At 71.3% G+C, this 25,761-nt stretch carries 28 protein-coding genes; 7 read left to right on the top strand and 21 right to left on the bottom strand.

Going from position 1 to position 25,761, the window contains the following annotated elements; genetic code table 11:
- Positions 1-28 precede the first annotated feature (28 nt).
- From IW245_RS02525 to IW245_RS02605, 17 genes are read right to left on the bottom strand one after another with little or no spacing between them, the layout of a single operon-like run.
- Positions 29-727 carry a 2-hydroxychromene-2-carboxylate isomerase gene (locus tag IW245_RS02525; RefSeq protein ID WP_197001579.1) on the bottom strand — a complete coding sequence of 233 codons (699 nt, stop codon included), beginning with the start codon at positions 725-727 and terminating at the stop codon, positions 29-31.
- Entirely contained in the window at positions 724-1,470 is a 747-nt protein-coding gene (gene fabG / locus IW245_RS02530) for a 3-oxoacyl-ACP reductase FabG (protein ID WP_197001580.1), read from the bottom strand. The genes IW245_RS02525 and fabG overlap by 4 nt, the downstream gene beginning before the upstream one ends.
- A 2-nt stretch (positions 1,471-1,472) precedes the next feature.
- Complete coding sequence (locus tag IW245_RS02535; RefSeq protein ID WP_197001581.1) at positions 1,473-1,850, bottom strand: 3-hydroxyacyl-ACP dehydratase FabZ family protein; 378 nt, start codon at positions 1,848-1,850, stop codon at positions 1,473-1,475.
- Between the two features lie 3 nt (positions 1,851-1,853).
- Positions 1,854-2,102: an acyl carrier protein gene (locus tag IW245_RS02540; RefSeq protein WP_197001582.1), complete on the bottom strand. Its 249-nt coding sequence runs from the start codon at positions 2,100-2,102 to the stop codon at positions 1,854-1,856.
- Between the two features lie 50 nt (positions 2,103-2,152).
- On the bottom strand, positions 2,153-3,220 hold the full coding sequence (locus IW245_RS02545) for a beta-ketoacyl synthase N-terminal-like domain-containing protein (RefSeq protein ID WP_197001583.1): 1,068 nt from the start codon (positions 3,218-3,220) through the stop codon (positions 2,153-2,155).
- Positions 3,217-3,600, bottom strand: coding sequence for a hypothetical protein (locus IW245_RS02550; RefSeq protein WP_197001584.1), 384 nt, complete (start codon positions 3,598-3,600; stop codon positions 3,217-3,219). The genes IW245_RS02545 and IW245_RS02550 overlap by 4 nt, the downstream gene beginning before the upstream one ends.
- 1 nt (position 3,601) lies before the next feature.
- Complete coding sequence (locus IW245_RS02555; RefSeq protein ID WP_197001585.1) at positions 3,602-4,006, bottom strand: hypothetical protein; 405 nt, start codon at positions 4,004-4,006, stop codon at positions 3,602-3,604.
- Positions 4,006-4,299, bottom strand: a complete 294-nt coding sequence (locus IW245_RS02560) for a DsrE family protein (RefSeq protein WP_197001586.1) — start codon at positions 4,297-4,299, stop codon at positions 4,006-4,008. The genes IW245_RS02555 and IW245_RS02560 overlap by 1 nt, the downstream gene beginning before the upstream one ends.
- On the bottom strand, positions 4,296-5,075 hold the full coding sequence (locus IW245_RS02565) for an SDR family oxidoreductase (RefSeq protein ID WP_197001587.1): 780 nt from the start codon (positions 5,073-5,075) through the stop codon (positions 4,296-4,298). Before IW245_RS02565 ends, IW245_RS02560 begins: the two co-directional genes overlap by 4 nt.
- Positions 5,075-6,055: a beta-ketoacyl synthase N-terminal-like domain-containing protein gene (locus IW245_RS02570; RefSeq protein ID WP_197001588.1), complete on the bottom strand. Its 981-nt coding sequence runs from the start codon at positions 6,053-6,055 to the stop codon at positions 5,075-5,077. Before IW245_RS02570 ends, IW245_RS02565 begins: the two co-directional genes overlap by 1 nt.
- Complete coding sequence (locus IW245_RS02575) at positions 6,052-7,245, bottom strand: beta-ketoacyl-[acyl-carrier-protein] synthase family protein (RefSeq protein WP_197001589.1); 1,194 nt, start codon at positions 7,243-7,245, stop codon at positions 6,052-6,054. The genes IW245_RS02570 and IW245_RS02575 overlap by 4 nt, the downstream gene beginning before the upstream one ends.
- A gap of 3 nt (positions 7,246-7,248) precedes the next feature.
- Positions 7,249-8,226, bottom strand: coding sequence for a hotdog family protein (locus IW245_RS02580; RefSeq protein ID WP_197001590.1), 978 nt, complete (start codon positions 8,224-8,226; stop codon positions 7,249-7,251).
- On the bottom strand, positions 8,223-9,023 hold the full coding sequence (locus tag IW245_RS02585) for an alpha/beta fold hydrolase (protein ID WP_197001591.1): 801 nt from the start codon (positions 9,021-9,023) through the stop codon (positions 8,223-8,225). The genes IW245_RS02580 and IW245_RS02585 overlap by 4 nt, the downstream gene beginning before the upstream one ends.
- Positions 9,020-9,928 (bottom strand): beta-ketoacyl synthase N-terminal-like domain-containing protein, encoded by a 909-nt coding sequence (locus IW245_RS02590; RefSeq protein WP_197001592.1) that lies wholly within the window; start codon positions 9,926-9,928, stop codon positions 9,020-9,022. Before IW245_RS02590 ends, IW245_RS02585 begins: the two co-directional genes overlap by 4 nt.
- A 1-nt stretch (position 9,929) precedes the next feature.
- Positions 9,930-11,063: a beta-ketoacyl synthase N-terminal-like domain-containing protein gene (locus tag IW245_RS02595; RefSeq protein ID WP_197001593.1), complete on the bottom strand. Its 1,134-nt coding sequence runs from the start codon at positions 11,061-11,063 to the stop codon at positions 9,930-9,932.
- A complete protein-coding gene (locus tag IW245_RS02600) occupies positions 11,060-12,328 on the bottom strand; it encodes a beta-ketoacyl-[acyl-carrier-protein] synthase family protein (protein WP_197001594.1) in 1,269 nt (422 codons plus the stop codon). Before IW245_RS02600 ends, IW245_RS02595 begins: the two co-directional genes overlap by 4 nt.
- A gap of 11 nt (positions 12,329-12,339) precedes the next feature.
- Entirely contained in the window at positions 12,340-12,594 is a 255-nt protein-coding gene (locus tag IW245_RS02605) for an acyl carrier protein (protein ID WP_197001595.1), read from the bottom strand.
- Between the two features lie 336 nt (positions 12,595-12,930).
- Here IW245_RS02605 and IW245_RS02610 point away from each other — a divergent pair, with 336 nt between their 5' ends.
- Positions 12,931-14,115 carry an MFS transporter gene (locus IW245_RS02610; RefSeq protein ID WP_197001596.1) on the top strand — a complete coding sequence of 395 codons (1,185 nt, stop codon included), beginning with the start codon at positions 12,931-12,933 and terminating at the stop codon, positions 14,113-14,115.
- Positions 14,116-14,239: 124 nt separating this feature from the next.
- Positions 14,240-14,563: an ArsR/SmtB family transcription factor gene (locus IW245_RS02615; protein WP_197001597.1), complete on the top strand. Its 324-nt coding sequence runs from the start codon at positions 14,240-14,242 to the stop codon at positions 14,561-14,563.
- Between the two features lie 51 nt (positions 14,564-14,614).
- On the opposite strand, the gene IW245_RS02620 is transcribed toward IW245_RS02615, so the two are convergent.
- The gene (locus tag IW245_RS02620; RefSeq protein ID WP_197001598.1) at positions 14,615-15,931 is read right to left on the bottom strand and encodes an NAD(P)/FAD-dependent oxidoreductase; all 1,317 of its coding nucleotides are present in this window, start codon (positions 15,929-15,931) and stop codon (positions 14,615-14,617) included.
- A gap of 122 nt (positions 15,932-16,053) precedes the next feature.
- Between IW245_RS02620 and IW245_RS02625 the strand changes: the two genes are divergently transcribed.
- Genes IW245_RS02625 through IW245_RS02635 form a run of 3 tightly spaced genes read left to right on the top strand, consistent with a single transcriptional unit; the run spans position 16,054 to position 18,415 of the window.
- The gene (locus IW245_RS02625) at positions 16,054-16,809 is read left to right on the top strand and encodes an SDR family NAD(P)-dependent oxidoreductase (protein ID WP_197001599.1); all 756 of its coding nucleotides are present in this window, start codon (positions 16,054-16,056) and stop codon (positions 16,807-16,809) included.
- Positions 16,810-16,829: 20 nt separating this feature from the next.
- Entirely contained in the window at positions 16,830-17,888 is a 1,059-nt protein-coding gene (locus IW245_RS02630) for an LLM class flavin-dependent oxidoreductase (protein WP_197001600.1), read from the top strand.
- Positions 17,885-18,415 carry a flavin reductase family protein gene (locus IW245_RS02635; RefSeq protein WP_233473192.1) on the top strand — a complete coding sequence of 177 codons (531 nt, stop codon included), beginning with the start codon at positions 17,885-17,887 and terminating at the stop codon, positions 18,413-18,415. The genes IW245_RS02630 and IW245_RS02635 overlap by 4 nt, the downstream gene beginning before the upstream one ends.
- Before the next feature lie 82 nt (positions 18,416-18,497).
- On the opposite strand, the gene IW245_RS02640 is transcribed toward IW245_RS02635, so the two are convergent.
- A complete protein-coding gene (locus IW245_RS02640) occupies positions 18,498-19,286 on the bottom strand; it encodes a helix-turn-helix transcriptional regulator (RefSeq protein WP_197001601.1) in 789 nt (262 codons plus the stop codon).
- Positions 19,287-19,825: 539 nt separating this feature from the next.
- Here IW245_RS02640 and IW245_RS02645 point away from each other — a divergent pair.
- Complete coding sequence (locus tag IW245_RS02645; protein WP_197001602.1) at positions 19,826-20,410, top strand: hypothetical protein; 585 nt, start codon at positions 19,826-19,828, stop codon at positions 20,408-20,410.
- A 57-nt stretch (positions 20,411-20,467) separates the two neighbouring features.
- Here the strand turns inward: IW245_RS02645 and IW245_RS02650 are convergent, their stop codons facing one another.
- Positions 20,468-22,222 (bottom strand): S8 family peptidase, encoded by a 1,755-nt coding sequence (locus IW245_RS02650; protein WP_233473193.1) that lies wholly within the window; start codon positions 22,220-22,222, stop codon positions 20,468-20,470.
- A gap of 303 nt (positions 22,223-22,525) precedes the next feature.
- Positions 22,526-23,095 carry a DoxX family protein gene (locus IW245_RS02655; RefSeq protein WP_197001603.1) on the bottom strand — a complete coding sequence of 190 codons (570 nt, stop codon included), beginning with the start codon at positions 23,093-23,095 and terminating at the stop codon, positions 22,526-22,528.
- A 337-nt stretch (positions 23,096-23,432) separates the two neighbouring features.
- On the opposite strand from IW245_RS02655, the gene IW245_RS02660 reads away from it, so the two are divergent.
- A complete protein-coding gene (locus IW245_RS02660; protein WP_307788859.1) occupies positions 23,433-25,760 on the top strand; it encodes a polysaccharide lyase 8 family protein in 2,328 nt (775 codons plus the stop codon).
- The last annotated feature ends 1 nt before the right edge of the window (position 25,761 follow it).

Below are 25,761 nucleotides of genomic sequence, written 5' to 3' on the forward strand. Positions count from 1 at the left end.
GCGGCCACCTCGTCGGGTGCGACGACCATCAGCCGCACCCTCCCGCGTGGCCCCAGTCGGTGGTCCGCGCCGGCACCGGGGCCAGCTCGCCCAAGTCTGTCCGCGTCGGCACTGTGGCCATCTCGCCGCGGACCAGGTCCACGAAGGCCGGCAGGCGGTCCACGCCCCAGTACCGGTCGTAGCCGCGGACGAAGTAGGGCACCCCGAACACGCCGTCGACGTGCAGGTCGTGCAGTTTCCCGGTGCCGGCCGCGCGCAGCTCGGGGTCGTCGGCCGCCGTCGACAGCTCGCCCGGGTCCAGCCCGAGTTCCCCGGCGAGGTCGGCGACCACGGTCGGGTCACAGATGTCGCGGCCGGCCCCGAACCGCGCCCGGTACGCGGCGGCGATGAACTCCCGACCCCGCCCCGCGCGTTCCGCCAGCAGGTACGCCAGGTGCGGCACCTCCCACACCGGCTCGCGGTCGGCGGGCCACGCGACGGTCAGTCCGCGTTCTGCGGCGAGCCGGCGCACGTCCTGGAGGATGTAGAGGTGCTTCTCCTTCGACATCGCGGTGTAGACGAATCGTCCGCCTGCCTTGGTGAGCAGCTGTTCGCTGTGCTCGTCGGGCTCCCAGAACGGACGCCAGTCGCACGCGTCGGCGACGTCCGGGTAGCGGGTCGACAGGTCGTGCCAGGCTAACCACGAGTACGGGCTGCGCAGCGAGAAGTAGAACCGCGGTTGTCTCATATCGCCAGCCCCCCGTCGATCGGGAAGACCCCGGCGGTGATGTAGCCGGCCTTCGGCGAGGCGAGGAACGCCACCAGTTCGGCGACCTCCTCGGCCAGTCCGAGCCGGCCGAGCGGGATCTGGGCGAGCTTCTCGGCGCGCAGGGCCTCGGGCAGCTCGGCGGTCATGTCGGTCTCGATGAAGCCGGGGGCCACGACGTTGGCGCGCACGCCGTAGCGCCCGGCCTCCTTGGCCAGTGCCCGGGTGAAGCCGATGATCCCCGCCTTGGAGGCGGAGTAGTTGGTCTGGCCCGGGTTGCCGTACCGCCCGGAGATGGACGAGATCGTCACGATCGAGCCGCCCCTGCGCTTCATCAGCGCGAAGATCGCCGCCCGGCACATCGCGAACGTGCCGGTCAGGTTCGTGTCGATCACGTCGGACCACTCCTCCTCGGCCATCATCACCAGCGGCTTGTCCCGCACGATGCCGGCCGAGGTGATGACGGTGTCCAGCCCGCCGAGCTCCTGTTCGGTCGCCGCGAACAGGTCCCGGCACTCGGCGAGGACCGCCACGTCGACCTGCCGGGTCAGGACCCGGGCCCCCAGGTCCCGGGCCACCTTGGCGGTGGCCTGCGCCGCGTCGGCGTTGGACTGGAAGCACAGGGCGATGTCGTAGCCGTCGGCGGCGAGGCGGTGCACGACCGCGCGGCCGATCCCGCGTGATCCGCCGCTCACCACGGCCACGGGCCTTCGCTCCTCGGACATGTTCACTCCTCCGTGCCGTTGCGGTAGGCCAGGCGTACGGTGGCGATGTCGATGTCGCCGTTGGACAACGTCGCGGAGCAGCGCCAACCGCCGGCCCGCTCGGCGAGGTCGAGCCGTGCGGTCACCGTGTCGCCGGGGAAGACCGGATGGTGGAACCGGACGCTCTCCACGCCGGTCAGTTCCACCTCCCGGCTGCTCATCAGGGCGAGGGCGTGCGCGCTGGCGTTGACGAACTCCACCAGGCACACGCCCGGATAGATCGGGAAGTCCGGGTAGTGCCCGGCGAAGATGGGGTCGGCCGGATCCACCGTCATGGAGGTCACGGCGTGGTGCTCGCCGTGCTCGGACACCACGACCGGCGCGGCCAGCGGGGTGGCCACCCCTCACCCGCCCGTCTTGGCGACGAGCAGGTCGAAGGCGGTGTCCAGGCAGGTGATCTCGCGAAGTTCCGCCTCGTCGATCTTCACCTTGTACGTGTTCTCCAGCACCACCATCACCTCCAACGCCATCAGCGAGTCGGCACCGAGGTCGTCCACGAACTGCGCGGTGTCGGTCACGTCGACCACCTCCGCGTCCAGGGTCTCGGCGATGAGCTGTCGCAGTTGTTCCTTGTCGAGCGTGATGCCCGTCATGGTGTCACTCCTTCATGTGTGGCTTGGTCGGTTGTCCTCGGCGGTGGGGTTCAGCCGAGTCGGAGCAGTGCGCAGCCCACGAGTCCTTCGCGGTCGATGGAGGTGATCACCCCGTGCCGCCCGGCGGTGCCGCCCTCGGCGTGCGCGAGGAGCGCGGCCAACTGGAACGTCGCCGATGCCGCCGAGGTGTCCCCGGTCAGCGCGCTCACCGCCGGGAGGACCTCGCACCCGTCGAGCACGGCCCCGATGGCGGCCCGCTCGGCGTCGCCGCGGTCGTCGACGTAGCCGGCGGGCGCGACCGCCCAGACGTCCGACGCGGAGGCCCCGGCCGCGGCGATCGCCGTGCGCACGCAGCGGGCCAGGACGTCGGCGGCGGAGTGTTCGGCCACCGCGACCCCGAACTCCAGGCTCAGGATCTCGGCGTGCACCGTGCGGCCGTGCTCGCGGGCCGTGTCCGGGGCCTCCAGCAGGAACACGGCGCAGCCCTCGCCGAGCGGCTGGGCCGCCGCGTCTCCGGTATGCGCGAGCCACTCCAGCCACGCGCGCTGCGCCGAGAACTCCTCGACCGCGCCGCACAGGATCGTCCCGGCGTGCCCGCAGCGGTGCAGCCGGGCCGCGTACTGCAACGCCAACAGCCCGGTCACGTGACCGCCGGCGATCGTACTGTTGGGCCCGCGCAGGCCGTGCCAGATGGCGCACTGCCCGGAGGCACAGTTCATCACGGTGTTCGGGAAGCGGGCAGGGTCGACGAAGTACGGCTTGTCCTGCGTCAGCGAGTCCCGGGTGAAGTCCATCATGCTTTTCACGCTGCCGGTGTTCGTACCGAGCACCAGGCCGACCCCGTCGCCGCCGACCCGGTCGGTCTGCTCCAGCAGCATGCCGACGGTGGCGACCGCGATGCCGGTGGCCCGGTCCATCGAGCGGGTGTTCTTGAGGCCCAGCACGCCACGGATGTCGAAGTCCGGCACCACGCCGGCCTCGGGGGTCGGGAGCCGGCTCTCCTGCGACACGGGCGCGACGGCGCTGACGCCGCGCCGGACCCCGGCGGTGAACGCCGCCGGGCCGATGCCGAACGGGGAGACCGCGGACCAGCCGGAGATCGCCAACGGATACTTCACAGGAACCACACACCTTCGTAGTCGGGCCAGTCGCGGGTCAGCGAGGCGGAGTCGCGGCACACCACGCCGGGGAGGACGCGGTCCGGGGTGAGCCCGAGGGCGCGCAGGGCGGGCTCGTCGACGGAGACCGCCGAGTCGGCGGCGAGCAGGGCGCGCAGGGAGCGGCGCGGATCGGGCAGGTCCAGGTACCGGGCGCCGACCCGCAGCCGGGGGAGGGGATTGGTGTCCACGGCGAACGTCACGGCGGAGCCGCGCAGGACCACGTCCAGGCCGCCGAGCTGGCGGTGCAGGCCCCGGGCGAGATAGAGGAGGTCGCAGAACTGCACCTCCGGGCCGCCCCGGTAGGCGCGGTCCACGACGGCGAGGTACCGGCCGGGCATGTCAGGCACCTCCGATGTAGATCGTCGTCCGCGCCGCGGCGACGTTCGTGCCGATCCGGGACGGGGCGCGCAGCCGTACCCCCGGCACGTGCGGGCCCGCGCCGCGGTCCTGGGCGCAGTAGGTGCAGACCTCCCACGAGAACAGCGCCGCGTACTCCGCGAGCAGCCCCGACACCACCGCCGCCGTGGACGGGTGCCTGGCCGCCCAGTCGTCGAGGTCCCTCGGCTTGTGCCCGCCCAGCGCGGTCTGGGTCAGCATCGTCGTGTAGCCGCAGGCCCAGACCAGGACCGACCGGCCCCGCCGCAGCAGCTCGTCGACGAGCCGCAGGACGGTGGTCAGCATGTCCGAGGCGAACGGCGCGCCGGTCACGACCAGCAGCACGTCGGCGGGCGGACGGGCGGCCATCAGTGCCACACCACCCGGACGCCGTCGGCGAGGAGCAGGTCCGCGACCTGCGGCATGTCCACGACCGTCGCGTCGGGGCGCAGGTCCTCGGGGCGCAGCGCGCGGTGGGCCAGGCTCGCGCCGTCCACCCACACCGCGGCGTCGCCGCCGGCCGGTTCGTGCCGGCGCAGCGCCCGGGTCACCCCGTCCTGGACCAGGTAGAGCACCACCCGGTGTCCGGCCTCGGCCAGGATCGCCGCGTCGGCGGCCAGTTGCCGGTCGACACCGGTGTCGACGAGGAGGAATCCGGTCATGTCAGCAGCTCCCCGCCGTCGACGCCGATGACGTTGCCGGTGATCCAGGTCGAGTCGCCGCGCGACAGGGCGAGCACTGCCTCGGCCACGTCCTCCGGGGTGGTCAGCCGACCGCCCGGGTTGGTCGCCCGGGCCCGCTCGACATAGCTCTCGTGGCCGGGGATCCGCAGCAGGGCCGGGGTGATCGTGACGCCGGCCCGCAGCGCGTTGACCGCGACACCGGACCCGCCGAGCTCCAGCGCGAGCTGGCGGACGTGCGACTCCAGGGCGGCCTTGGCCGCCGACACGGCCCCGTAGTGCCGCTGGACCCGGCTGCTGCCGGCGCTGGTCAGCGCGAGGATCCGACTGCCGGGGGCGAGGAGCTTGGCCGCGTACAGATCCTGGGTCCAGTACACGAGGCTGTGCGCCATCACGTTGAGGGTCATGTCGAGCTGTCTGGGCGTGACGGCCGGCTCGTCGCCCGCGGGCAGGAAGGGCGCGAGGGCTCCGAAGGCCAGGGAGTGCACGAGCACCCGGATCCCGTCGGAGCCGGTCAGCTCGGCCAGCGTCGCCACCAGGCGCGCGCGGCTGGCATGGTTGGCGGCGTTGGCGTTGAACAGTTCGGCGCGCACTCCGTACCCGCGCAGCTCGGCCAGCAGTGCCGTGACCTGTGGTTCGGCGGCGGCCGTGTCGAAGTGCACCCCGGCGATGTTGGCCCCGGCCCTGGCCGCGGCGAGCGCGATGGCCCGGCCCAGCCCGCTGGAGGCTCCCAGAATCAGAAACCACTGACCGCGCATCAGGACCCGCCTTCCCTGGTGACGGCGGTGAACGCGACCGTTCCCGCCCGACTGGCGACAGCTATGACATGGGTACGGTGCCCCTCGGCCACCACCGACCGGCCCGGCCGGGCCCCGGCGGGGACAGCGGTGCGCGCCCCGCCGGCCAGTACCGCCGCGACCTGCCAGGCCGGGCCCACGGTGCCGGCGGCCAGCGGCAGCACGGTCAGGTCGTCCGTGAGCCCGCGCAGGGCCCATCCGACTGCGGCCCCGACCGCCGAGTCGTCGGCGAACAGGGTGACGGGCGCCGGTCCGGTGTCCAGCGCGGCCCAGGCCGCATGGACGACGGCCGTGGCGTCGGGTGCGTTCGGCGAGACGAAGCCGGTGTGCGTCGAGACGTGCCCGAGGATCGGGGCACCGCGCCGTTCGGCGAGGTCGCGGAGTTCCAGGACGAACACCGCCGCGCCCTCCTCCGCCCCGGCGGTGCCGTCGCCGGCCTCGGTGGCGCCGGCCAGGATCACGTCGGCCCGGCCCAGGCGCAACGAACGCGACGCGACGTGCAGGGACTCCAGGCCCGCCGTCCACGGCGTGGTCAGCGTCAGGCTGAACGCGCGCGCGGTGTGTTCGATCGCCAGCCTGCTGACGAACACGTTCACCGCGAAGAAGGGCGCCAGCGCCGGGCTGAGGTGCTCGGCGCCGTCCCGCAGCACCGTGTCGTCCATGTCCGTGTGCAGCGCGGACGCGGCGTGGTTCGTGCCGATGGCCACCCCCAGGTCGGGTCCGGGGACCGCGGGCACGCCCGCGAGTGCCCGGCGACCGGCGGCCAGGAGGTACCGGCACGCCGGCGGCAGGTACTTGTACCCCCGGGCCCCCAGTTGGCTCCGCACGTCGAACCAGCCGTCAGCCACCGCGTCCCGGGGCGCGTCGGCCCACAGCCCGGCCGGGTCGTCGCCCCAGGGCGAGGCCGCCCCGATGCCGGTGACGGCGATCCGCGAGGTCATGCCGGCACCCCGCGCAGCAGCACGGACACGTTGTTGCCCCCGAACGCGTAGGCGTTGGCCAGCACGGCCCGGCCCTTCAGCGGTTGGGCGTCGAGGGGCAGCCACACGGGGCACCGCTCGTCCTGGGCGTCGAGGGGGACGTTGGGCGGCACCGTACGTGTGAACAGGATGAGCGCGGCCGTGGCCACCGCGAGACCGGCCGCAGCCCCGGCGGTATGGCCGACCTGCGCCTTCAGGCTGTACAGCGGCACCTTTCTGCCCTCGAACAGGGTCCGCAACGCCTCGCTCTCCACCACGTCGTTGAGCTCGGTGCCCGTGCCGTGCGGCACCACGCAGGCGATCTCCGCGGGCGAGGCGGCCCCGTCCCGCAGCGCCCGGCGCATCGCCGCGTCGATCTGTGCTCCGCCGGGCTCCGGGGCGGTCGGGTGGTGCGCGTCGCAGCTCCAGCCCGTGGCCGCGATCTCGGCGTACACGCTGGCTCCGCGTCGGCGGGCGATGCTGGCGGCCTCCACCACCAGCATCGCCGCGGCCTCGCCGGAGACCGTGCCCCGCCGACCCTGGTCGAAGGGGCGGCACCGCTCCGGGTCGGTGGCGCCCATCCGGTTGAAGTTCGCCACCGCCAGCCGGCTGTACGCCTCGGCGCCGCCGACCAGCACCACGTCGGCCTCGCCGGCTCGGATCATGTCCACGGCGAGCCCGATGGCGTACCCGCTGGCCGCGCACGCGTTGGAGTTCGTCGAGACCGGGCCGTGCCCGCCGAGCAGGTCGGCGACGACGGAGGCCACCAGGTACTCGGTGTGCCACCCCGCCGCCGGAGCCCACTCGCCGGACCGCTCGCGCTCCAGGACCTGGTGATCGCCCATCGTGGTGCCCAGCAGGACGGCCACCCGCTCGGGCCGCACGTCCCCCCGCCGCACCGCGTCGACGATCCCGGCGTCGTCGAGGGCCTCGCGGGCGGCCGCCACGGCCAGTCGCGAGGCCGGGCCGACCGGCGCGTCCGCCCAGGTGGTCGGCTCGGTCGGCAGATCGGCGTCGGGCACCAGGTACACCAGAGGAATGTCGACGTTAGCCCCCGGGTCGGCCACCCGCCGGGGTCCGTGCGGCCCGGCGTGCAGCGCCTCCCAGAGCGTGTCGGCCCCGCGACCCAGGCACGAGATCACACCGAGCCCGGTAATCAGTGCCTGTTCCATCGGTCAGTTCCGTCCGTGCAGGGCCGCCAGGACCCGGTCGTCGAAGCCCACCAGGCTCCAGTCCCGGCGGTTCTCGATCACCGCGTACCCGTGGGTGATCACGCCCGTCGCGGTCAGGACCAGCTCTCCGTCGCGGACCACGAAGCAGTCCATCCGCGCCGTGTAGGTGAAGTCCTTGAAGACGTTGTCCACCGTGAACACCGTGTAGAGGTCCTCCTCCATCAGCGCCTCCCCGATCAGGGAGATGGTGGAGTGCGGCACCACCGGGATCCAGTTGCGATCGGTCAGCAGGGTCCGGATGGAGATCCCGCGCTCGGCGAGGAACAGGTCGACGACCTCCTCCATCTGCCGCAGGTACCCGGACATCTGCATGCGCTGCGTGAAGTGGCAGTACGGGTACGGGATCCGCCACCGCCACGCGAAGGCGTTGCGGCCTGCGGTGAGCTGGGCCAGGACCGGGTCGCCGCCCGACGTGCCCCGGTTGACGGCCAGCGGGCCGACGAGCGGCACCGGCGACGGCGCCGGTCGGGAGATGTCGGTCGTGACGTAGGGGGACAGCGCCGCCGGGGCGGGGTCGCCGGGGCCGTCGCGTTCGTCGAGGCGCAGCGCCACCCTGACCTTCGACACGACGGCCTTGAGGACCTCGCCGTCGCGCTCGACGGTCAAGGTCACCACGAACGCCAGCTCGACGTCCTCGGGCTTCGTCGCGGAGGACACCGTGGCCGTCGCCTCGTCGTCCATGTGCAACGCGTGCAGGATCCGGGTGTCGAGCGACACGAGGTCCACGCACAGGGCGTGGTCCTCGAACAGGGCCCGAGCCGGACTGCCGGCCTGGCGGAAGTGCTCCAGGACAGCCTCCTCGACCAGGTAGTTCACGTGCTTGAATCCGATCCAGGTGCAGATGTTGGAACCCTCGTACCGGGGCCGCAGCCGCACGGTGGTCGTGGTGTCCAGCAGTGGGGACGTCAGGGTGTCGGTCATGGTTGCTCTGCTCCCGTGGTCTGGGCGATCGACGGTTCGATGGAACGGCTGAAGACGTTGACGAGGTGCGCGAAGCGTTCGGCCCGCTCGACCATGGCCAGGTGGCCACAGCCCTCGAGGATCTCGGCCTGGCAGTCCGGCAGCCGGTCGGCGAGGTCGCGGCTGTCGGCGGGAGACGAGGCCGGATCGGCGGCGCCGCCCACGATGAGGAACGACTGGGTCAGGTTCTCCAGCGCGAGCCCCGGGGTCCGCAGGTAGGTGTCGAAGAACCGGACCCAGCCGTACGGTCCGACCATCTCCCGCAACCGCAGGGCGAGGTCCCGCTGGCTGTCGGCGTCCAACCGGCCCGCCGAGCGCACCCGGATGCCCTCCTGCAGGAGCAGGTGGAAGTTGTTGAGGAAGTAGGAGATCGTCTCCCAGTCGAACCGGTCCGGGCTGGGCCGGTAGAACGGGGACACCAGCACCACCGCCTGGGGTGGCTCCGGCAGCTCTCCCCGGCAGAGCAGGTCCAGCAGCAGGTTCGCGCCGAACGAATGCGCCACGACGAGGTCGACCCGGCCGGAGTCCACCGATTCCAGCGCGCGCCGGATCCACGGCACGAGCTCGGACTCCTGACCCCAGCCGGACCTGCCCTCGCTGGCCCACGGCAGGTCCGCCTCCCAGATCTCCAGGCGTGGATCGACCAGCTCGACCATCGGGGACCACACGGCGTTGCTGCCGCCGAGCCCGTTGACGAGCAGGGTGCGCAGGGGCGCGGCAACGTCCGCCGGCCTGCGGAGCCGGGCCTGGCCGATCATCGTGCCGGCCCGGGGCTGGACAGCAGCAGGGTCGCCGTCGCGTCGTCGGTGACGCCACCGGAGGTGGCCAGTGCCGTCGGGCCGTGGCCGCCGTGGATCCAGGTGGCCGCCGCCGCGCACTGCAAGACCCCGAGGGCACCGGACGCCGCACCGTACCGGCGGGACAGATCCACCGGGGTCACCCCCGGCGGGGCGGGACTGGCGTGGCGTTCAGGCACCAGCCACAGGCCGGGACCGGGTACAACCCCGGCGGAGTGCCGTTCGTACCGGCCCAGGGTCGCCCGCGCCGGCACCCCACGCGCCCCGGCGCTGGTGGCCGACTCCACGACCAGTGCGGCGGCGCCGTGGAAGAGGTGCTCGGTGCCGGTGAGTCGGCGTACCAGATCGTTGTCGACCTCGACCCCCACGACGAGCGCGTGGCCGACCCGCCCGGAGCCGACGAGGACCTGGGCCCACCGCACGGCGTCGAGTCCGGAGGTCGCGCCGTTGCAGACCATCAGATTCGCGCCGCGCAGCCCGAACCAGATGGCCACGGACGAGGCGACGACGTTGCTGGAGGCGTTCGGCAGGTCCATCGGGCTGAGCCCGGTGACCGACTCGCGGGCGATGGTCTCCGCCGCGGAGCACACCGTGTCGAGGTTGCCGAGGTTGGAGCTGACCACGACGGCCACCTGCCCGGCGGGCACCGTCGGGGTGCGGTCGTCGAGCAGGCCGGCATCGGTGAGGGCGAGGTGCGCGGCGGCCAGGGCGAGTCGGGTCGCCTCGTCCTTGTACCGCAGGCCCCTCTTCCCCACGATCGAGGCCGGGTCGAACTCCGACCGCTCGGCCACTCCGGGCTCCAGCAGGTGCGCGGGGTCCCCGACGGTGGGGCCGGCGAGCCCGATCCCGGTGACGACCGGTGCCATGTCAGTCCTCCCTCTGCACGATGGCGACGGCGTTGACGCCGCCGAACCCGAACGCCTCGACCTGCGCGACGGCCAGCTCGGCGCTGACCGACCCGCCCCGGACGAACCGCAGGCCGGTGGCCTCGGGGACCGGGGTGTCCAGCCCGAGGGTCGGGGGGATCCGGCCGGTGCGCAGGGCCTGGACGGCGACGACCAGACTCAGCAGCCCCGAACCTCCCGAGGTGTGACCGGTCATCGACTTGATGGCGGTGACCAGCGGGCCAGGGATCCCCTCGAACACGGTGCCGAGCGCGACGGCCTCAGCCTCGTCGTTGAGCAGGGTGCCGGTTCCGTGCGCCAGCAGCAGGTCGACCGCACCCGGCCCGATCCCGGCCCGGTCGTGCGCGTCGCGGATCGCCTCGGTGATGCCGTCGGGGTCCGGGGCGGTGGCGTGGTACGCGTCGCAGTTCACCGACACCCCGCGCAGCCTGGCCAGGGCCGGGCCGTCGGCACGGGACAGCACGATCGCGGCGGCCCCGTCGCCCATCAGCACGCCCCGCCGGTTCCGGTCGAACGGCCGCACGGCGTCCACCGGCTCCGGGTGCACCCGGTCGAGGAGCCCGAACATGCTCTCCGTGATGGTGTCCACCCCGGCGACGACCACGGTCTCCGCGTCGCCCAGCGCGAGCAGGTCGCTGGCCAGCGCCAGGGCGTACAGCGAGGCCGAGCACGCGTTGGAGAACGTGTGGGTGTCGGTGGCCCCGAAACGCTCGCGCAGCGCCGTCCCGAAATGCAGGTCGGCGGGAGTGAGCTCGGCCTCCTTGCGTGCCCACAGCTCGGCGGAACGCAGTTCGCGCAGCCCGGTGCCGATCAGCACCGGCACCTCGGCGAGGTCCTCGGGCAGTCCCGCCTCGGCCAACGCCTCCGCGATCGCCGCCACCAGCCAGGCCGTGGCCCGGCCCGCGGTGTCCGTACCCGGTCGGGGACGGTCGTCGATCTCGTAGGCGTGCCGTGCGCGGAACCGGGTGGCGTCGAAGCCCCGCAGCGGCGCGAGCCCGGTCCGGCCGGCGCACAACGCCTCGAAGACGGCCGGCGCGCTCGCGCCGACACTCGCCACGGCCCCGGTGCCCCGGATCGCCCAGTCGGTGCCGGTCATGGCGACGCCCCTTCGAAACGGCTGAGGATGAGGACAGCGTTGTTGCCCCCGAAGGCCAGCGCGTTGTTCTGCACGACCCGCAGCTCGGCGTCGATGGCGACGTTGGGCACGCAGTCCAGGTCGCACTCCGGGTCGGTCTCCTCGTGGTTGATCGTCGGCGGAATGAACTGCTCGGCGACGGCCAGCGCGCACGCGATCGCCGACAGGGCGCTGGCCGCGCCCATGGTGTGCCCGATCATCGACTTGATCGAGATGGTCCTGGGTGGACTGTCGCCGAAGACCTTCCGGATCGCACCGGCCTCGGTGACGTCGTTGGCCCTGGTGCCGGTGCCGTGCGCCGACACGAAGTCGATCTCCGCGGGGCTGACCCCGGCCCGGCTGTGCGCGAGTTCCATGCACCGCGCGATGCTGTCCCTGTTCGGCGCGACCGGGTGGTCGGCGTCGCAGTTGAGCCCGCAGCCGAGCACCTCGGCGTAGATCTGGGCGCCCCTGGCCAGCGCGGAGTCGAGGCTCTCCAGGAGGAGCACGCCAGCGCCCTCGCCGGTCAGGATGCCCTTGCGGTTGATGTCGAACGGCTGGCAGCGCTCCGGGGCGATCGTGCCCAGGCGGTAGAAGCCGGCGAACGTCTTGCGGCACACGGCGTCCGCCCCGCCGCAGAGGGCGTAGTCGACCTCGCCGGCGCGGACGGCGTCGGCCGCGTACCCGATGGCGTAGTTGCCTGCGGCGCACGCCGTGGGGATGGTGACCGCCTCGACATCGCTGAGCCCGAGTTCCCGGGCGATGCACACCGACAGCCGACCGGCCGGCACCCGGCGGGCGACGACCGGGTCCAGGCCGTCCTCGCCCTCGGCGAGCTGGAGGCCCACCAGATGGTCGAGGTCGCGGGACTCGCCGTCGGTCGTGCCCACGGTCACCAGGACCTTGCCCGAGGACAGCAGGTCCAGGTCCATCTTGGCGTCCTCGACCGCCATCCGGGCCGCCGCGACCGAGAACTGGGTGGCCCGGCCGAGCTCCTCCGGCTTGTACCGCGTGAGCCACGGGCCCGGATCGAAGTCCACGACCTCGCACCCGTTGGCGTACGCGAAGCCCTCGGTGTCGAACGCCCCGAGCGGACGTACCCCGCTGCGCCCGGTCCGCAGTGCCGTGAGGAACTCCCGGACTCCGACCCCGACGCTCGTGACGGCGCCCATGCCCGTGATGACGACGCGGCGGTCGGGGGCCGCGCCGCCTTCCGGGGTCAACTGCTGGTGACCGTTGGTGGTCATGGCGGGTGCCGTCAGTTCCAGTTGGCGGCTTTGGCCACGACGGTGTAGACGCCGTCGAGGTTGACCATCCCGCCCAGCTCGGACTGGTCGATCGTGATGTTGAAGTTCCGCTCGAGGGCGGCGAGGATCTCGATCGCCCGCAGCGAGTCCGCGCCGTGTTCCTCCTTGAACAGGCTCGTCTCGGTGACCTCGTCGGGCTCGATCTCCAGGATGTCGCAGACGATGTCCTTGGCCTGCTGCTTCCACTCTTCTGTCGCGGTAGCCACGGATCGTGTCCTCTCGTTGGGGGTGAACGAGACGAGGCTCGCATGGCCGCGGGGGGCGCGGAAGGCTTCAAACAGGTTGCTGCCACGGCGTTCGCGCGGGCTGAGCGCACTGTGGACAGCTTCCTGCCAAACGCGGGCCGCAGGGGCGGCAGGCAGGCACACTGGAGATCATCTGACCTTTTCCGACATAGTGGCTTGCGTCGTCGTGTGCGCGGTATTACGCTCACATTGTTCGAGATTCGTCGAACATCGAACCAATGGCCGCGGCGTCGGCGACCTCACGCCGCCCGTCGGGCGCTTCCCCACCCACCCCACTGATGCAAAGGACTGACCACCATGTGGTTCCGCATCCTCATCCTCGCCCTGGGGACCTTCGCGATCGGCACCGACGGGTTCGTCGTCGCCGGCGTGCTCGGTGACATCTCCACGGAAACCCATGTCAGCGTGAGCGTCGCGGGCCAGCTGGTCACGATGTTCGCCTGGGTGTACGCCGTGGCGAGCCCCGTCGTCGCCGCCCTCACCGGCCGGTTCCCCCGCAAGACCATGCTGATCTTCGCGCTGGTGGTGTTCACGGTCGGCAACGTGCTGGCCGCTGTCGCGCCGTCCTACGAGGTGCTCGCCCTCGGCCGGGTGCTCGCCGCGATCGGTGCCGCCGCGTACACCCCCGCGGCGTCGGTGACCGCGATCATGCTGGCCCCCGAGGCGGCCCGGGGCCGGGCGCTGTCCGTCGTCATCGGCGGCATCACCGTCGCCACCGTCCTGGGCGTGCCCCTCGGCACGTACCTGGGCAGTCGCACGAGCTTCCACGGCGTGTTCTGGCTGGTGACCGCCCTGGGTGTCGCCGCGCTGCTCCTGATCGCCGCGCTGCTCCCCAAGGTCCCCTCGCCCCCGGCGGTCGACCTGAAGACCCGGCTCGGCATGCTGAAACTGCCCGGGGTCAGGCCGACCCTGCTGGTCAACGTGCTGGCCTTCATCGGCGGTTTCACGGTCTACACCTACCTGCAGCCGCTCCTGACCGAGATCACGCACATCAACGGCCAGACGCTGAGCCTGATGCTCATGACCTTCGGGGTCGGCGGCGCGGTCGGCAACGTCCTCGGCGGCTGGCTCACCGACCGCTGGGGCGCCTACCGGACGGCGCTGGCCAGCCTCGCCACGTTCTTCCTGTTCCTCGCGCTGCTGCCCGTCGTGGCCACGACGGTGGCGGGCGCCGCGGTGGTCATCTTCTTCTGGGGCGTGACCGGCTGGCTCATGGTCGCCCCGCAGCAGCACCGCCTCGTCAGCCTCGCACCCAAGGCCGCCCCGCTGCTGCTGTCCCTGAACGCCTCGGCGATGTACGTCGGGATCGGCAGCGCCGCCCTGGTCGGCGGCACCGTGGTCAAGCTCGCCGGCGTCCGCTACGTCGGCATCGCCGGAGCGGTCGCGGGCGCCCTCGCCCTCGTGCTGTTCCTCATCACGGCGGCGGCCCGCGCCAAGGCCACCCCGGCGACGCCGGAGGCCCAGCCCGCAGGTCGCGGCTGACGGGCAGGTCCCGCCCGCCCCGGGGCAGGTCCTGCCCGCCTGGGTGCGGGGTGGTGCGCTCCACCGCGCCGCCCCGCGCCCGGGGTACCGTGTCCTGTCGACGAACAGGCCAAAGGAGCGCGACATGTCCGCGGACGTAGAGCACCCTCGTACGGCTGACCTCCAACTCGAGCGGGTCCTGCACGCGCTCAGCGACCCGATCCGGCTGCAGATCGTGCGCAACCTCGCCAACTGCGAGTCACTCGCCTGCGGGGCGATGGACTACCCGGTCGCCAAGTCGACGCTGTCGCACCACCTGCGCGTGCTGCGGCTCTCGGGTCTGACCCACACCGACATCGTGGGCACCCAGCGGTTCATCTCCCTGCGGCACGACGACATCGAGAACCGGTTCCCGGGCCTGCTCGCGGTCATCGGGGCCGTCCGGGATCCCCAGCACTCCGCACACTGACACGAAGGTGCCGCCCACCCGGCGACCCCGGGTGGGCGGCACCTTCGTGTCCTAGCGGCTCTGTCCGGGGGTCCAGTCGCCCCATGCCGAGTCGGCGGTCCGGCCACCCGTCTCCCGCAGTCCGCCCGCCTCGGCCGCCCGCGCGAGGATGCGCTGGCAGTTCTCCGGGCTGAAGAACTCCTTGAACGAGGTGAACCCGCCCACGATGCCCATGAACCGGTCCCGCTCGGTCTCGTCGTAGCGCAGGCTGTCGATCACCTGGAGCATCTCCGGCGGGAGCATGTCCAGGGTCGCGGCCCGGTGGTAGTACTCGAAGACCTCGCTGAACGACTCGTCGCGCCAGGCGTGGTAGCCGGCCAGCGCCTCGGCCATGTCCCGGCGCCCCGACAGCCCGTCGTCGACGGCCTCCACCAGCACCTCGACCTGCCGGAAGGCGTCGCTGATCCCGATGCCGGCGATCGGGTCCTTGTGGTAGCCGGCGTCACCGACGAGCACCCAGCCGGGCCCGTACGGATGGCGCATCCACTGCCGGGTTTGCTTGGTGCCGTAGAAGGGTTCGACCTGCCGGCCCTTGCGCACCCGCGCGGCGAGCTCGGGGAACAGGTCCAGGGTCGCGTGGTAGTTGCCCTCGATGTCCTTGCGGAACTCGTGGAACTCGTGTTCGCGCCAGCCGACCATCACGTTGACGCAGTCGTCATTGGTGGGCACCAGGAACAACTCGCGGCCGTCGAGCCTGGTGAAGATCAGGTGGTCGACGTCCGTGCCCTGCCAGTACGTGTACCAGACCGCCGTCAACGGCGGCGTCCCCGACTGCTCCGCCGGCTGGAACGTCGACGCCACCAGGGAGTGGATCCCGTCCGCCCCGATCACGATAGGCGCGTGCGCGACCACCTCGGTGCCGTCGCGTTCGCGGCCGCGTATGCCGACGGCCCGGTCCCCGTCGCGGAGGATCTCCTCCACCGTGAAGCCCTCGTGCAGCTCGGCGCCGGCCTCGACGGCCGCGTCGAGCAGGATCTTGTCCAGCACCTTGCGTCGGGGGGCGACCGCGAACCGCTTGCCGTCCCATTCCGGTGCGGTGCCCGTGATGTAGACGTCGCCCATGCCCCATGTGATCCGGTCGATCACCGGGGCGCCGGTCTTGAGCACCCGGTCGAGGAGATTCCAGCGATCGAGCCGTGCGATCGCCGGATAGTGCAGGTAGTGGGTGGAGATCGCGTCGCTGGGGAACGTCGCCTTGTCGACGAGCAGAACCCGGTAGCCCCTGCGCGCGAGGAGCATCGCGGTGGGCGATCCCGCGCAACGCGCCCCCACAACAATGGCGTCGTACATGGCGCTGCCTTCCGCCGGTGGGATGTTCGGAGTCTCCACGCTACGAATCCCCGGCGTGGCCCCGACGCCGTTGTCCGGTACCTGCAGCCTCCGGCACCGGTGCCTGGCAGCTTGTTGACGATTTCCGGCCGTCGCCGCGCACCGCGTCCAGACTGGGCGCCATGACCCAACGAGTAGCGGTGGTGACCGGTGCCGGCAGGGGCCTCGGGCGGGCGATAGCCCGAAAGCTCGCGGCACGGGAGTACCACGTCGTGGCCGTCGACGTCGCGGCGGAGGCGGCCGACGCCGTCGCGGGGGAGTGCGGCGGGACCGCGGTGTCCGGCAGCGTCGCCGAGCAGGACACCTGGCGGGAGGTGGTCGACCGGGCCGGCCGGATCGACCTGCTGGTGAACAACGCCGGGGTGTGGGAGTACACCACGCTCGCCGACACCACGGCCGAGCAGTTCCACCGGGTGATGGGCGTCAACGTACTGGGCACGCTGCTGGGCACCCAGGCGTGCGCGCCGGTGATCGCCCGACAGGGTGGCGGAGCGATCGTCAACCTCACCTCCGTGGTCGGCCACGTGGTGCGGCCGGCGTTCGGCATCTATCCGGCGTCCAAGGCCGCGATCGTGGCGCTGACCAAGCAGGCGGCCCTGGAGTACGCGGCCCAGGGCATCCGGGTCAACGCCGTCGGGCCGGGCATGACCCGCACGGAGGGCACCGACGGGGCGTTCGGGGCCACCGGGGACGAGGAGGCGGCGCTGGGCCGGCTCGTCCCCCTGGGCAGGCTCGGCGAACCGGACGACGTGGCCGACGTCGTGACCTTCCTGGCCTCCGACGACGCGCGCTACGTCTCCGGACAGGTCCTCTACGTGGACGGCGCCGTGGGCGAGGCCGCCTGGCGGCTGCTGGGCGCGGCCCGAGCACGACAGTAAACCCCGACAATGGAGGAAGCATGAAGTTCGGCATTTCGCTCGTCCCCGACGGCAGCCCCGAGACCAAGGATCCCAAGGAGTACTACGACGACGTCCTGAGGCTGTGCGAGCTGTCGGACGCGGCTGGCCTGGAGTGGGTCAAGATGACCGAGCACTACCTGCACCCCTATGGCGGGTACTGCCCGGACCCGCTGGCCTTCCTCGCCGCGGTCGCGGTGCGCACGGAGCGGATCAGGCTGATGACCGGCGGCGTCATCCCCGTGTTCCACCACCCGGTCATCCTGGCCTCGCGCGCGGCGATGATCGACGTGCTCAGTGGCGGCCGGCTCGACTTGGGCTTCGCCCGGGGCTACCTGCCGTACGAGCACGACACGTTCGCGGTGCCGATGGCCGAGAGCCACGAGCGGTACGAGGCCGCGGTCGGCGCCATCACCCGGCTGCTGACCGAGGACCGGGCCAGCGAGGACACCCCCTTCTTCTCCTACACCGACGCGGTGGCCCTGCCCCGTCCGGTGCAGGACCCGATCCCGCTGTGGTCGGCCGCCGTGCGGACGGAGAAGAGTTTCCTGCGGCTCGCCGAGCTCGGGCACGGCCTGCTGGCCACGCCGATGTTCAAGCCGTTGGACCTGTTCCGGCAGCACAGCGAGCTCTACCGGGGCGCGTACGCCGCCGCCGGCCACGCCCGCCCCGGGCAGATCGCTGCCGGCCTGCCGGTGTTCGTCGCCGAGAGCGACAAGGAGGCCCAGGAGGTCGGTGACCGGCTCTTCCAGCACTACCTCGACGCCTGGGTGGACGCGGCGAACTCCTGGAACGACGTGGAGTCGGGCAGCTTCGCCGGATACACCGACATGGGCAAGCGGCTCGGCTCGATGACCGCGACGCAGTGGCGCGAGTTCGGTTCGGCGTTCTTCGGTTCCCCGGAGCGGGTCATCGACCAGATCCGCGCCTTCCAGGAGAACTCCGGTGGCGTGGACGGGATCATCGCCCAGGTCGACTTCGGCGCGGTGTCGGGCGAGGTCATGGAGCGCAGCGTGCGGCTGTTCATCGACGAGGTCGTACCGGCGGTCAGCGACCTGTGACCGTCCGGCCGCATCCTCTGCCCCAGGTCGGGCGGTCCGCACCGTCGCCCGACCTGGGGCTGGCCGCGGCTTTCCGGGACGCCATGGCGTGCCTCGCCGCGCCCGTCACCATCGTGACGACCGTCGACGTGCACGACACTCCGTGGGGATTCACCGCGAGCGCCGTGTGCTCGTTGTCGCTGGACCCGCCGCTGCTCCTGGTCAGCATCGCCCGGAGCTCGAGCTGTTTTGAGACCTTCAGGACCGCGCCGCGGTTCGTCGTCAACGTCCTCGGCGCCGAGCACCGGGAGCTGGCCGCCCGGTTCGCCCAGCACGGCGCGGACCGGTTCGCCGCCGCCGAGTTCCGGCGGGCCGACGGGACCCGGCTGCCCTACCTGCCCGACGCGACGGCGGTGGTGCACTGCGCCACGGACGACCGCCTCGACGGCGGGGACCATCTGATGCTGGTCGGCCGGGTCCTGACCGCGAGTGCCCGTGCGGGTCAGCCACTCGTGTGGCACCAGCGGGCGTTCGGCACGCTGGGCTGACCGACCCGCGGGTCTCGTCGACACGACCCTGGTCCGACCTGACGGAGGGGGTGACCGCCGGACCGGCGGTCACCCCCTCCGCTCATGCCGGCAGCAGGCCCAACTGCACAGCCCGGGCACCAGCCTGAAACCTCGAACCGGCCCCGAGCCGGCGGAGGATCTCGGCGACGTGTCGCCGGTAGGTCCGCACGGACATGCCCAACTGGCGGGCCGCCGCGTCGTCCTTGTATCCGGCGTTGAGCATGCCGACGATGGCCACGGTCAGTTCCGCCGACTCGTGGTCGTGCCACCGCTGATATGTGTCCAGGTCGCTGGCGGAGTCCCACACCACGTTGAGCAGCCGGTGCAGGCCGTCGAGGACCACCGTGCCGCGGATGACGAGACACTGTTCGTCATAGACCCCGTTGCGGCCCCAGACGACCGCGGACCGACCGTCGACGATGATCGTGTCCTGGAACTTGCTCGTGGACACCCGGACCTTCGCGCCGCGTCGGGCCACCGACTCGGCGTACTTCTGGACGCTGGGCCTGGCCAGCGCCCCGGGGTTGAACAGGTGGCGAACCCCGATGTCCCTCGCCACCATCTCGCCGACCAACCTGCTCTGCAGGTCGAGCTGTTCCATGGTGCAGACGGAGGCGCCGGACGACGCCAGCACGTACTCCCGGTGGACGCCTCTGAGCAGCATCCGAGCCGCGGTGCGCCAGCCCTGGGAGTGGTACTCGATGTAGGTGTCCGTGGTGCTGCGGGTCTCCCGGCTGACCCGGAGCGCCTCGTCGAGGAACCCCCGTGCCTGGACGAGTGAAGCCTCGAGGTTGTCGGGCGTGAGCGTCTGCGTGGATCCGGGTGCTGTCGGATGCCTTGGATACGACAATGTAGCCCCCCGCTACTGAAACATCGATTGACAACACTGAGTCTATGCGGCGCTCGTCAAGTCGACTAGGAAGTGGAATGGAGCACCATGACCGGTAAAGTCCTATCTCATCATCCTATGGGGACACAGTCTGCGTTGTGACCATCGCCATAGACCCTCGTAACCCATGTGAAACCATCTCCTGTCTCACCAGCATCGACGTTAACGTCAGATTTCGAAAGTTCACCTTCCGCACCTATTGCCACCCGCCGATCCCTGGCAGGAACCCGACAGCCCCCTGGCGACGGGTGAACACCAAAGAACATTGCCATCTGGCACGAGCATTCCCGCCGGAATTATGGGCCCATTGTGCTTATTGATCGGCTCGTGGTGGGCCAACGCGGCCTACCACCGCTGACGGTTGCCTCTGTGGCGTGTCGTCGAGCCGGGGGACTCGTTGACCGAGAGGAAGGCGGTCGTCAATGGCATGAGTGGGCTCGCCGGGGATCCTGGCATAGGTCGGCCGGGCGGTCGGGGGTTGGTGTGGAGGGACGGGCTCTGTGTGGTTCGATTTTGATCTCGCGAAGGCGAGCCTGGCGGTCGCGATGGGGACGTTAATAGTCATCTGGCGTCAGGCGCGAACCGCAGACCGTCAGGCCGCCGCTGCGGAGCGTCAGGCCGCGGCTATGGAGGCCACCGCAGCGGTCGCGGCTTGCGAACTGCAACGACTACTAGCCCTGGATGCTCAGGCCAACGCGCCCCGCATTTCCCTGACCTGGGATAACCACCACTGGTGCTGCGCCGAATGGTCATACTTCACCGTGACCTGCACAGGCGGTCCCAACGAACTCGATACCGTCGAGATCCGCGTGCGTCAGGAATCAGATCTCGTCGCCGTCACCTCTGGCGACCACGGGCAACGCGGGCTCGCGCTCCAGTGGCGTGAAGTCTTCAGAGGAACCGACCTGACGTTCGACGGACACGTCGTTGACGGCTACGGATGGGCCGTCTTCGACGTCACCCTCAGCCGAGGAAACGACCGATGGCACACAGCTGTCCGCGTACACGTTCCTGAACCTCACATCACTTACGGGGACTTCCTCGACGAGGTCGGGCGCGACACCGAGGAGTTCGCCAATTACTAGCGGAAGACCGGGCAGGACAGGGCGCCGGCCAGCGGCCGGCGCCCTGTCCTCACCGGGTCAGCAGGGACCGAGATCCTGCCACACCACTCCCCACGGCCCGGAGGTGCCGGGCCGCTGGTTGTAGTTGAGCTGCAGGGCCTTCCACCTGCGGCCCTGGTAGGCGACCTGATCATCGCTCCAGTAGATCGTGCTCGCACTCCAGGCCGCGACCGTGCACGACCCGGGCGGGGTCGGGCTGGGACTGGTGGTCGGGCTCGGAGACGTGGTCGGACTCGGGCTCGGGGACGTGGTCGGGGACGCGGTGGGGCTCGGCGACGGGGACGTGCCGCCCCCGACCGCCTTGGCGGCGTCGGCGATGCCCTCGCCGTAGTAGGAGTTCAATCCCGCGGATCCGGTGCAGGAGAAGTCCGACGACCGGCAGGGCAGGTCCATGGCCTGGGTGGCGAGTTTCGCCCGGGCGTCGGCCGGGGAGATGCCGGGGTTGGCGCTGGCGATGAGCGCCATGACCCCGGCGACGTGCGGGGAGGCCATGGAGGTGCCGCTCATGGTGGAGTAGTTTCCGCCGGGCGTGGTGGAGTACACGTTGCTGCCGGGGGCGGTGACGTGGATCTTCCCGGTGCCGTAGTTGGAGAAGGAGGACTTGGCCTTCTGGTCGTCGATCGACGACACCGAGATGACGCCGGGCAGTTCGCCGGGGATCTGCAGGCAGTCGTTGGTGACCGAACGGTTGGTGGTCGTCGAGTCGTCGGGGCTCTTGCTGTCGGACTTCTTGTCAGCCAGGTCGTAGGACTCGTTGCCGGCGGCGGCGACGTTGATGACGCCCTTGCCCTCGGCGTAGGCGACGGCCCGCTTGGACGCCTCGAGGATCGCGCCCTGGTCGGGGTCGCTGGGGCAGTTGAACAGCCACGGGTCGGTGTAGTAGCTGTTGTTGGTGACCTTGATGCCCTTGTCCGCCGACCACATGAACCCGCAGACGGTGTTCTCCGGGAAGAACAGGTTCTGACCCTCGGGTTCGGCGATCCGGACCGAGGCGATCCGCACGCCCGGTGCGACGCCGATGACGCCCTTGCCGTTCTTGGCCGCGGCGATGGTGCCGGCGGTGTGGGTGCCGTGTTCCTGCACGGGACGCCAGGCGCCCTCGCGGGTGTCGGTCCTGCCGTAGGCGCACGACACCGAGCGCGCCGCGTCGAAGTTGGGCTTGAGGTCCTGGTGCTGGTCGTCGACGCCGGTGTCGAGGTCACCGACGACGACGTCGGAGGATCCCGGGTTGACGGCCCACGCCTTGTCGGCGTTGACCATGGTCATGTCCCAGCGGGTCGACTCGGTGGTGGTGCCGGTGGACTGGCTCGGGGACGCTGGGATCGTGGGGTTGTAGGCGGCGGGCGGCACGTCGGAGGTGCGGGTCGCCCCGACCTTCTGCACGCCGGCGACCTGGCGGACGGCAGCGGCGAAGCCGGTCGAGGTGGAGTGCGCGACCTGGACGCCGATCGCGTCGTAGGAGGCGAAGACCGTGCCGCTGTTGTCGGTCACGGCCTTCTCCGCCGCGGCCACGTCGGCGGGTGCGGAGATCACGAAGTACGCGCGGGTACCGGCGGCCCAGCCGGCCCGCTGAGCGGCGGCGACCGTCGCCTGGTCGGGGGCCACGAACGTGCCCCGCTTGGAGTTGTAGGGCGTGTCGGCCCGGGGCGGGGCGGGGTCGGCGACCGGTGCCGGCGACCGGCCGACGGCGGCCCACGCGGAGGTCGCGCCGGCCATGGCCAGGGCGACGGTGACGCCGATCAGGAGTGTTCGGCGGACAGGACTGTGCAACACGGAGTACTCCCGGTGGTTGAGGGGTGGGTTCCCGGAACCCGACGACGCGGCCCGGGGCGAGGGGCGTACCCCCGACCGCGTCGTCGGGTTCCGGGAAGGGCCGTCTCGCCGGGGCGTCGACCGCCGCCCTACCCGATGGACAGGACCGTACGGCGATCGATGCCTCGCAGGGAATGCGTCAAGGGTCGATCGTGGGGTTACGCGCGGGTTGCGTCGGGTCGAACGAGGGTTGGCTATCCGCCCGGCGGCCCTGCGCGGATCACGCGTCACGGCGACGGGGACCCTTGCTCGCGGCCGGGAGCGTCAGAACCGGGTGTGTGTCATCGTGTACCAGGTCGGGGCGAACACCAGCAGGATCAGCGCTGTGACGACCGCGCACGAGGCGAGGACACGGGCGGTGGTGAGCGGCCCGGGTTCGACGGGTTCGCGGCAGTGCCGTCCGACCGCGACGCATGCCGCTATGGCACCCAGGATGAGGGTGGCGGGCACCAGTGCGAACTCGCCGCGCAGGACGTGGAAGCCGGCCGCGAGGGCCATTGTCAGTGCGAGGCCCGCGCCGGCGAGCGGTGTCAGCCTCGGCAGGACTCTGGTCATCGTCGGCAGGATCAGGCCGATCCCGCCGAGTACCTCGACGAGGCCGATGAACACGATCAGGGGCTGGGGGACCGCCGCGTACCAGGCGACGGCCCGGGGTGCTGCGGCGTAGAGGGCGTTGTCGTAGAGCAGGACCTTGCCGAAGCCGCTGCCGGCGAAGAAGAAGCCGCCCAGTACCTGGAGTAGCCAGAGCGAGCCGTTCAGGACGGAGCGCTTCCGGCGGGCCTCGGGCCGCTGCCGGGGGGCGCTTCGCGGATTCGCGTCGATCTGGGTGTTCATGTCCAACTCCTTCTGTTCGGGGCGTCCGTTCCTGGGAACGTCGTGGCGGAAGTGATCTGACCATCCGGGTGTCGGGCCGCGCGTGGTCCGTGGGACACCGTGGGACACGGGAGATGCCGTCTGGCTGGGAGAACACGTTTCGGCACCGTGACGGTGGGCTGGGACGAGCCGGTGTGGTCGGAAAATGTGCCGCTGTCGCGTCGCCCTCTTGTGTGACCCGCGACACCTGGCTAACGTGGCCGACACGGGGTAAACGGTTTCTATGCCAGGGAGTGGATCCATGGAGCTGTCGCGCCGTAACCTGCTCATCGCCATCGGGGGGACAACAGCTGCTGTGGTGGGACTTTCTCAGACTCCGGCCCGGGCGGCCGACGAGTACGACACCCTGCGCCAGCGCTGGGCGGGCCTTCTGGTAGGAACCGGTTACGACCCCGCGGTCGAGCCCTTCGCGACCCAGTTGGCCAACCAGGCCCAGATCGCAGGCCAGTACCGGACGGCGATGGCCCCGACCGGCACCACCGCGCTGTGGCCGGACCTGCCGCTCGGCTCGGTCTCGGCCAACGTCACGGCCAGTTACCGTCGACTCAACGTGCTGACCCTCGCCTGGGCGATGCCGGGCACCGCGCTGACCGGCGACCCGGGCCTGCTCGCCGACATCAGGACCGGCCTGGACTACCTGGGCGCCCACGCCTACACGGCGGGCGGCACCAGCTACAACAACTGGTGGGACTGGCAGATCGGCACGCCGCAGACCCTGCTGGGCATCCTGTGCGTCCTCGCCGACCAGCTGAGCGGTGCCCAGATCGCCACCTGGTTGGCGGCGGTGGACCACTACATCCCGGACTCGCGGTATGACAGCTACTCGGGGACCAGTACCGGGGCGAACCGGGTCGACCTGTGCATGAGCACGGCGCTGCGCGGCATCCTCGGCCGCGACGCCGCGAAGGTCGCCCTGGCCCGTGACGCCCTGTCGCCGGTGTTCCCGTACGTTACGGCCGGTGACGGGTTCTACCGGGACGGCTCGTTCATCCAGCACACGGTCATCCCGTACGCCGGAGCCTACGGCGCCGTGCTGATCAACGCGCTGGCCGAGCTGTTGTCGCTGCTGGCCGGCTCGACCTGGGCGGTCACCGACCCGAACCGGCAGATCTTCCTCGACACGGTGGAGAGGTCCTACGCGCCGTTCCTGTTCAACGGCCTGGTCATGGACGGCGTCACCGGCCGGGGTATCAGCCGGGGGATCGCGACGCTGGACCCGTTGCGGATCCAGGGTGACGACCACCGCCGGGGCCACAGTGTCATCAACGGCATCCTGGTCCTCGCTGACGCGGCCTCCCCGGCGGAGCGGGCCCGGTGGCGGGGGCTGGCCAAGGGCTGGTACCAGCGCGACTACTGGAGCCCGCCCCTGGCGGACCTGACTCTGGCGGTGCCGGCGCTGGCCCGGGCCAAGGCCGTGCTCGACGACACCTCGGTGAGCCCGATCGCCGAGCCGGTGGGTAGCCGGATCTTCGGCGGCATGGACCGGGTGACGCACCGCCGGCCCGGGTGGGCGCTGGCGATCAGCATGTGCTCGACCCGCACCTCGTTCTACGAGCACGGCAACGGGGAGAACGTGCGCGGCTGGCACACCAGCAACGGCATGGTCTACACCTGGGGCGCCACCACTGGCAACGGCCAGTTCAGCGACGCGTTCTGGCCCACCGTCGACCCCTACCGGCTGCCCGGCACCACGGTGTCCCGCAAGCCGCTGCCGGACGCCGCGGGGCCGGCGTGGGGCGGGCTGATGCCGACCGCCCGCTGGGCCGGCGGGGCCACGGACGGCGAGTACGCCGTGGTTGGCCAGTCCTGCCAGGGAGCCCAGTCCACGCTGCAGGCCAAGAAGTCGTGGATCTGCCTGGACGACACCGTGATCTGCCTCGGGGCCGGCATCACCTCCACCGACGGCTACGCAGTGGAGTCGATCGTGGACAATCGCAATCTCGGTTCGGGTACCGGCACCCAGGCCTTCCTGGTCAACGGCACCGCCCAACTGACGACCGTGGGATCCAGCGGCACCTTCACGGCGACGAGCTGGGCCCACAACCCCTTCGCCGGGTACGTCTTCCCCGGCGGGGCGACGATCAAGGGTGTGCGGGAGGACAGGACAGGGGCCTGGCACGACATCAACGTGAACGGAGCCACCACCGCCCTGAGCCGCAAGTACCTCACCCTGTGGGTCGACCACGGGACCAACCCGACCAACGGTTCCTACGCCTACCAGTTGATGCCCGTCGCCACCAGCGCAGCCACCCAGGCCCGCGCCGCCGACCCGGGTTGGATGACCATTCTCAACAACACCCGCTACCAGCAGGCGGTCCAGATCCCCTCGAAGGGCGTGACCGCGATCAACTACTGGTCGGTGCCCCTCGGCCCGATCGGTGGCGTCATGGTCGACCAGCCGTGCGCGGTCCTGGTCCGGGTCACCGGGAACCAGGCCACCGTCTGCCTCGCCGACCCGCAGCAGAACGTCGGCGAGGTCACGCTCACCTGGAACCGGGCGGTCTCCGCGGTCACCAGCAGGGACTCGACGGTGACGGTCGTGTCGACCGGTGCGTCGCTCGTGCTGAAGGTCACCACGGCGGGCAGCGCTGGCGCCACCCACAAGGCCACCGTCACCCTGTCCTGAC

It is taken from the genome of Longispora fulva (assembly GCF_015751905.1).
Taxonomy (GTDB): Bacteria; Actinomycetota; Actinomycetes; order Mycobacteriales; family Micromonosporaceae; genus Longispora; species Longispora fulva.

Excerpts from the sequence above, each read along its gene's own strand:
- IW245_RS02525 (WP_197001579.1), bottom strand. The coding sequence starts at position 727 with ATGAGACAACCGCGGTTCTACTTCTCGCTGCGCAGCCCGTACTCGTGG.
- fabG (WP_197001580.1), bottom strand. The coding sequence starts at position 1,470 with ATGTCCGAGGAGCGAAGGCCCGTGGCCGTGGTGAGCGGCGGATCACGC.
- IW245_RS02540 (WP_197001582.1), bottom strand. The coding sequence starts at position 2,102 with ATGACGGGCATCACGCTCGACAAGGAACAACTGCGACAGCTCATCGCC.
- IW245_RS02550 (WP_197001584.1), bottom strand. The coding sequence starts at position 3,600 with ATGCCCGGCCGGTACCTCGCCGTCGTGGACCGCGCCTACCGGGGCGGC.
- IW245_RS02555 (WP_197001585.1), bottom strand. The coding sequence starts at position 4,006 with ATGGCCGCCCGTCCGCCCGCCGACGTGCTGCTGGTCGTGACCGGCGCG.
- IW245_RS02560 (WP_197001586.1), bottom strand. The coding sequence starts at position 4,299 with ATGACCGGATTCCTCCTCGTCGACACCGGTGTCGACCGGCAACTGGCC.
- IW245_RS02565 (WP_197001587.1), bottom strand. The coding sequence starts at position 5,075 with ATGCGCGGTCAGTGGTTTCTGATTCTGGGAGCCTCCAGCGGGCTGGGC.
- IW245_RS02570 (WP_197001588.1), bottom strand. The coding sequence starts at position 6,055 with ATGACCTCGCGGATCGCCGTCACCGGCATCGGGGCGGCCTCGCCCTGG.
- IW245_RS02575 (WP_197001589.1), bottom strand. The coding sequence starts at position 7,245 with ATGGAACAGGCACTGATTACCGGGCTCGGTGTGATCTCGTGCCTGGGT.
- IW245_RS02580 (WP_197001590.1), bottom strand. The coding sequence starts at position 8,226 with ATGACCGACACCCTGACGTCCCCACTGCTGGACACCACGACCACCGTG.
- IW245_RS02585 (WP_197001591.1), bottom strand. The coding sequence starts at position 9,023 with ATGATCGGCCAGGCCCGGCTCCGCAGGCCGGCGGACGTTGCCGCGCCC.
- IW245_RS02590 (WP_197001592.1), bottom strand. The coding sequence starts at position 9,928 with ATGGCACCGGTCGTCACCGGGATCGGGCTCGCCGGCCCCACCGTCGGG.
- IW245_RS02595 (WP_197001593.1), bottom strand. The coding sequence starts at position 11,063 with ATGACCGGCACCGACTGGGCGATCCGGGGCACCGGGGCCGTGGCGAGT.
- IW245_RS02600 (WP_197001594.1), bottom strand. The coding sequence starts at position 12,328 with ATGACCACCAACGGTCACCAGCAGTTGACCCCGGAAGGCGGCGCGGCC.
- IW245_RS02610 (WP_197001596.1), top strand. The coding sequence starts at position 12,931 with ATGTGGTTCCGCATCCTCATCCTCGCCCTGGGGACCTTCGCGATCGGC.
- IW245_RS02615 (WP_197001597.1), top strand. The coding sequence starts at position 14,240 with ATGTCCGCGGACGTAGAGCACCCTCGTACGGCTGACCTCCAACTCGAG.
- IW245_RS02625 (WP_197001599.1), top strand. The coding sequence starts at position 16,054 with ATGACCCAACGAGTAGCGGTGGTGACCGGTGCCGGCAGGGGCCTCGGG.
- IW245_RS02630 (WP_197001600.1), top strand. The coding sequence starts at position 16,830 with ATGAAGTTCGGCATTTCGCTCGTCCCCGACGGCAGCCCCGAGACCAAG.
- IW245_RS02655 (WP_197001603.1), bottom strand. The coding sequence starts at position 23,095 with ATGAACACCCAGATCGACGCGAATCCGCGAAGCGCCCCCCGGCAGCGG.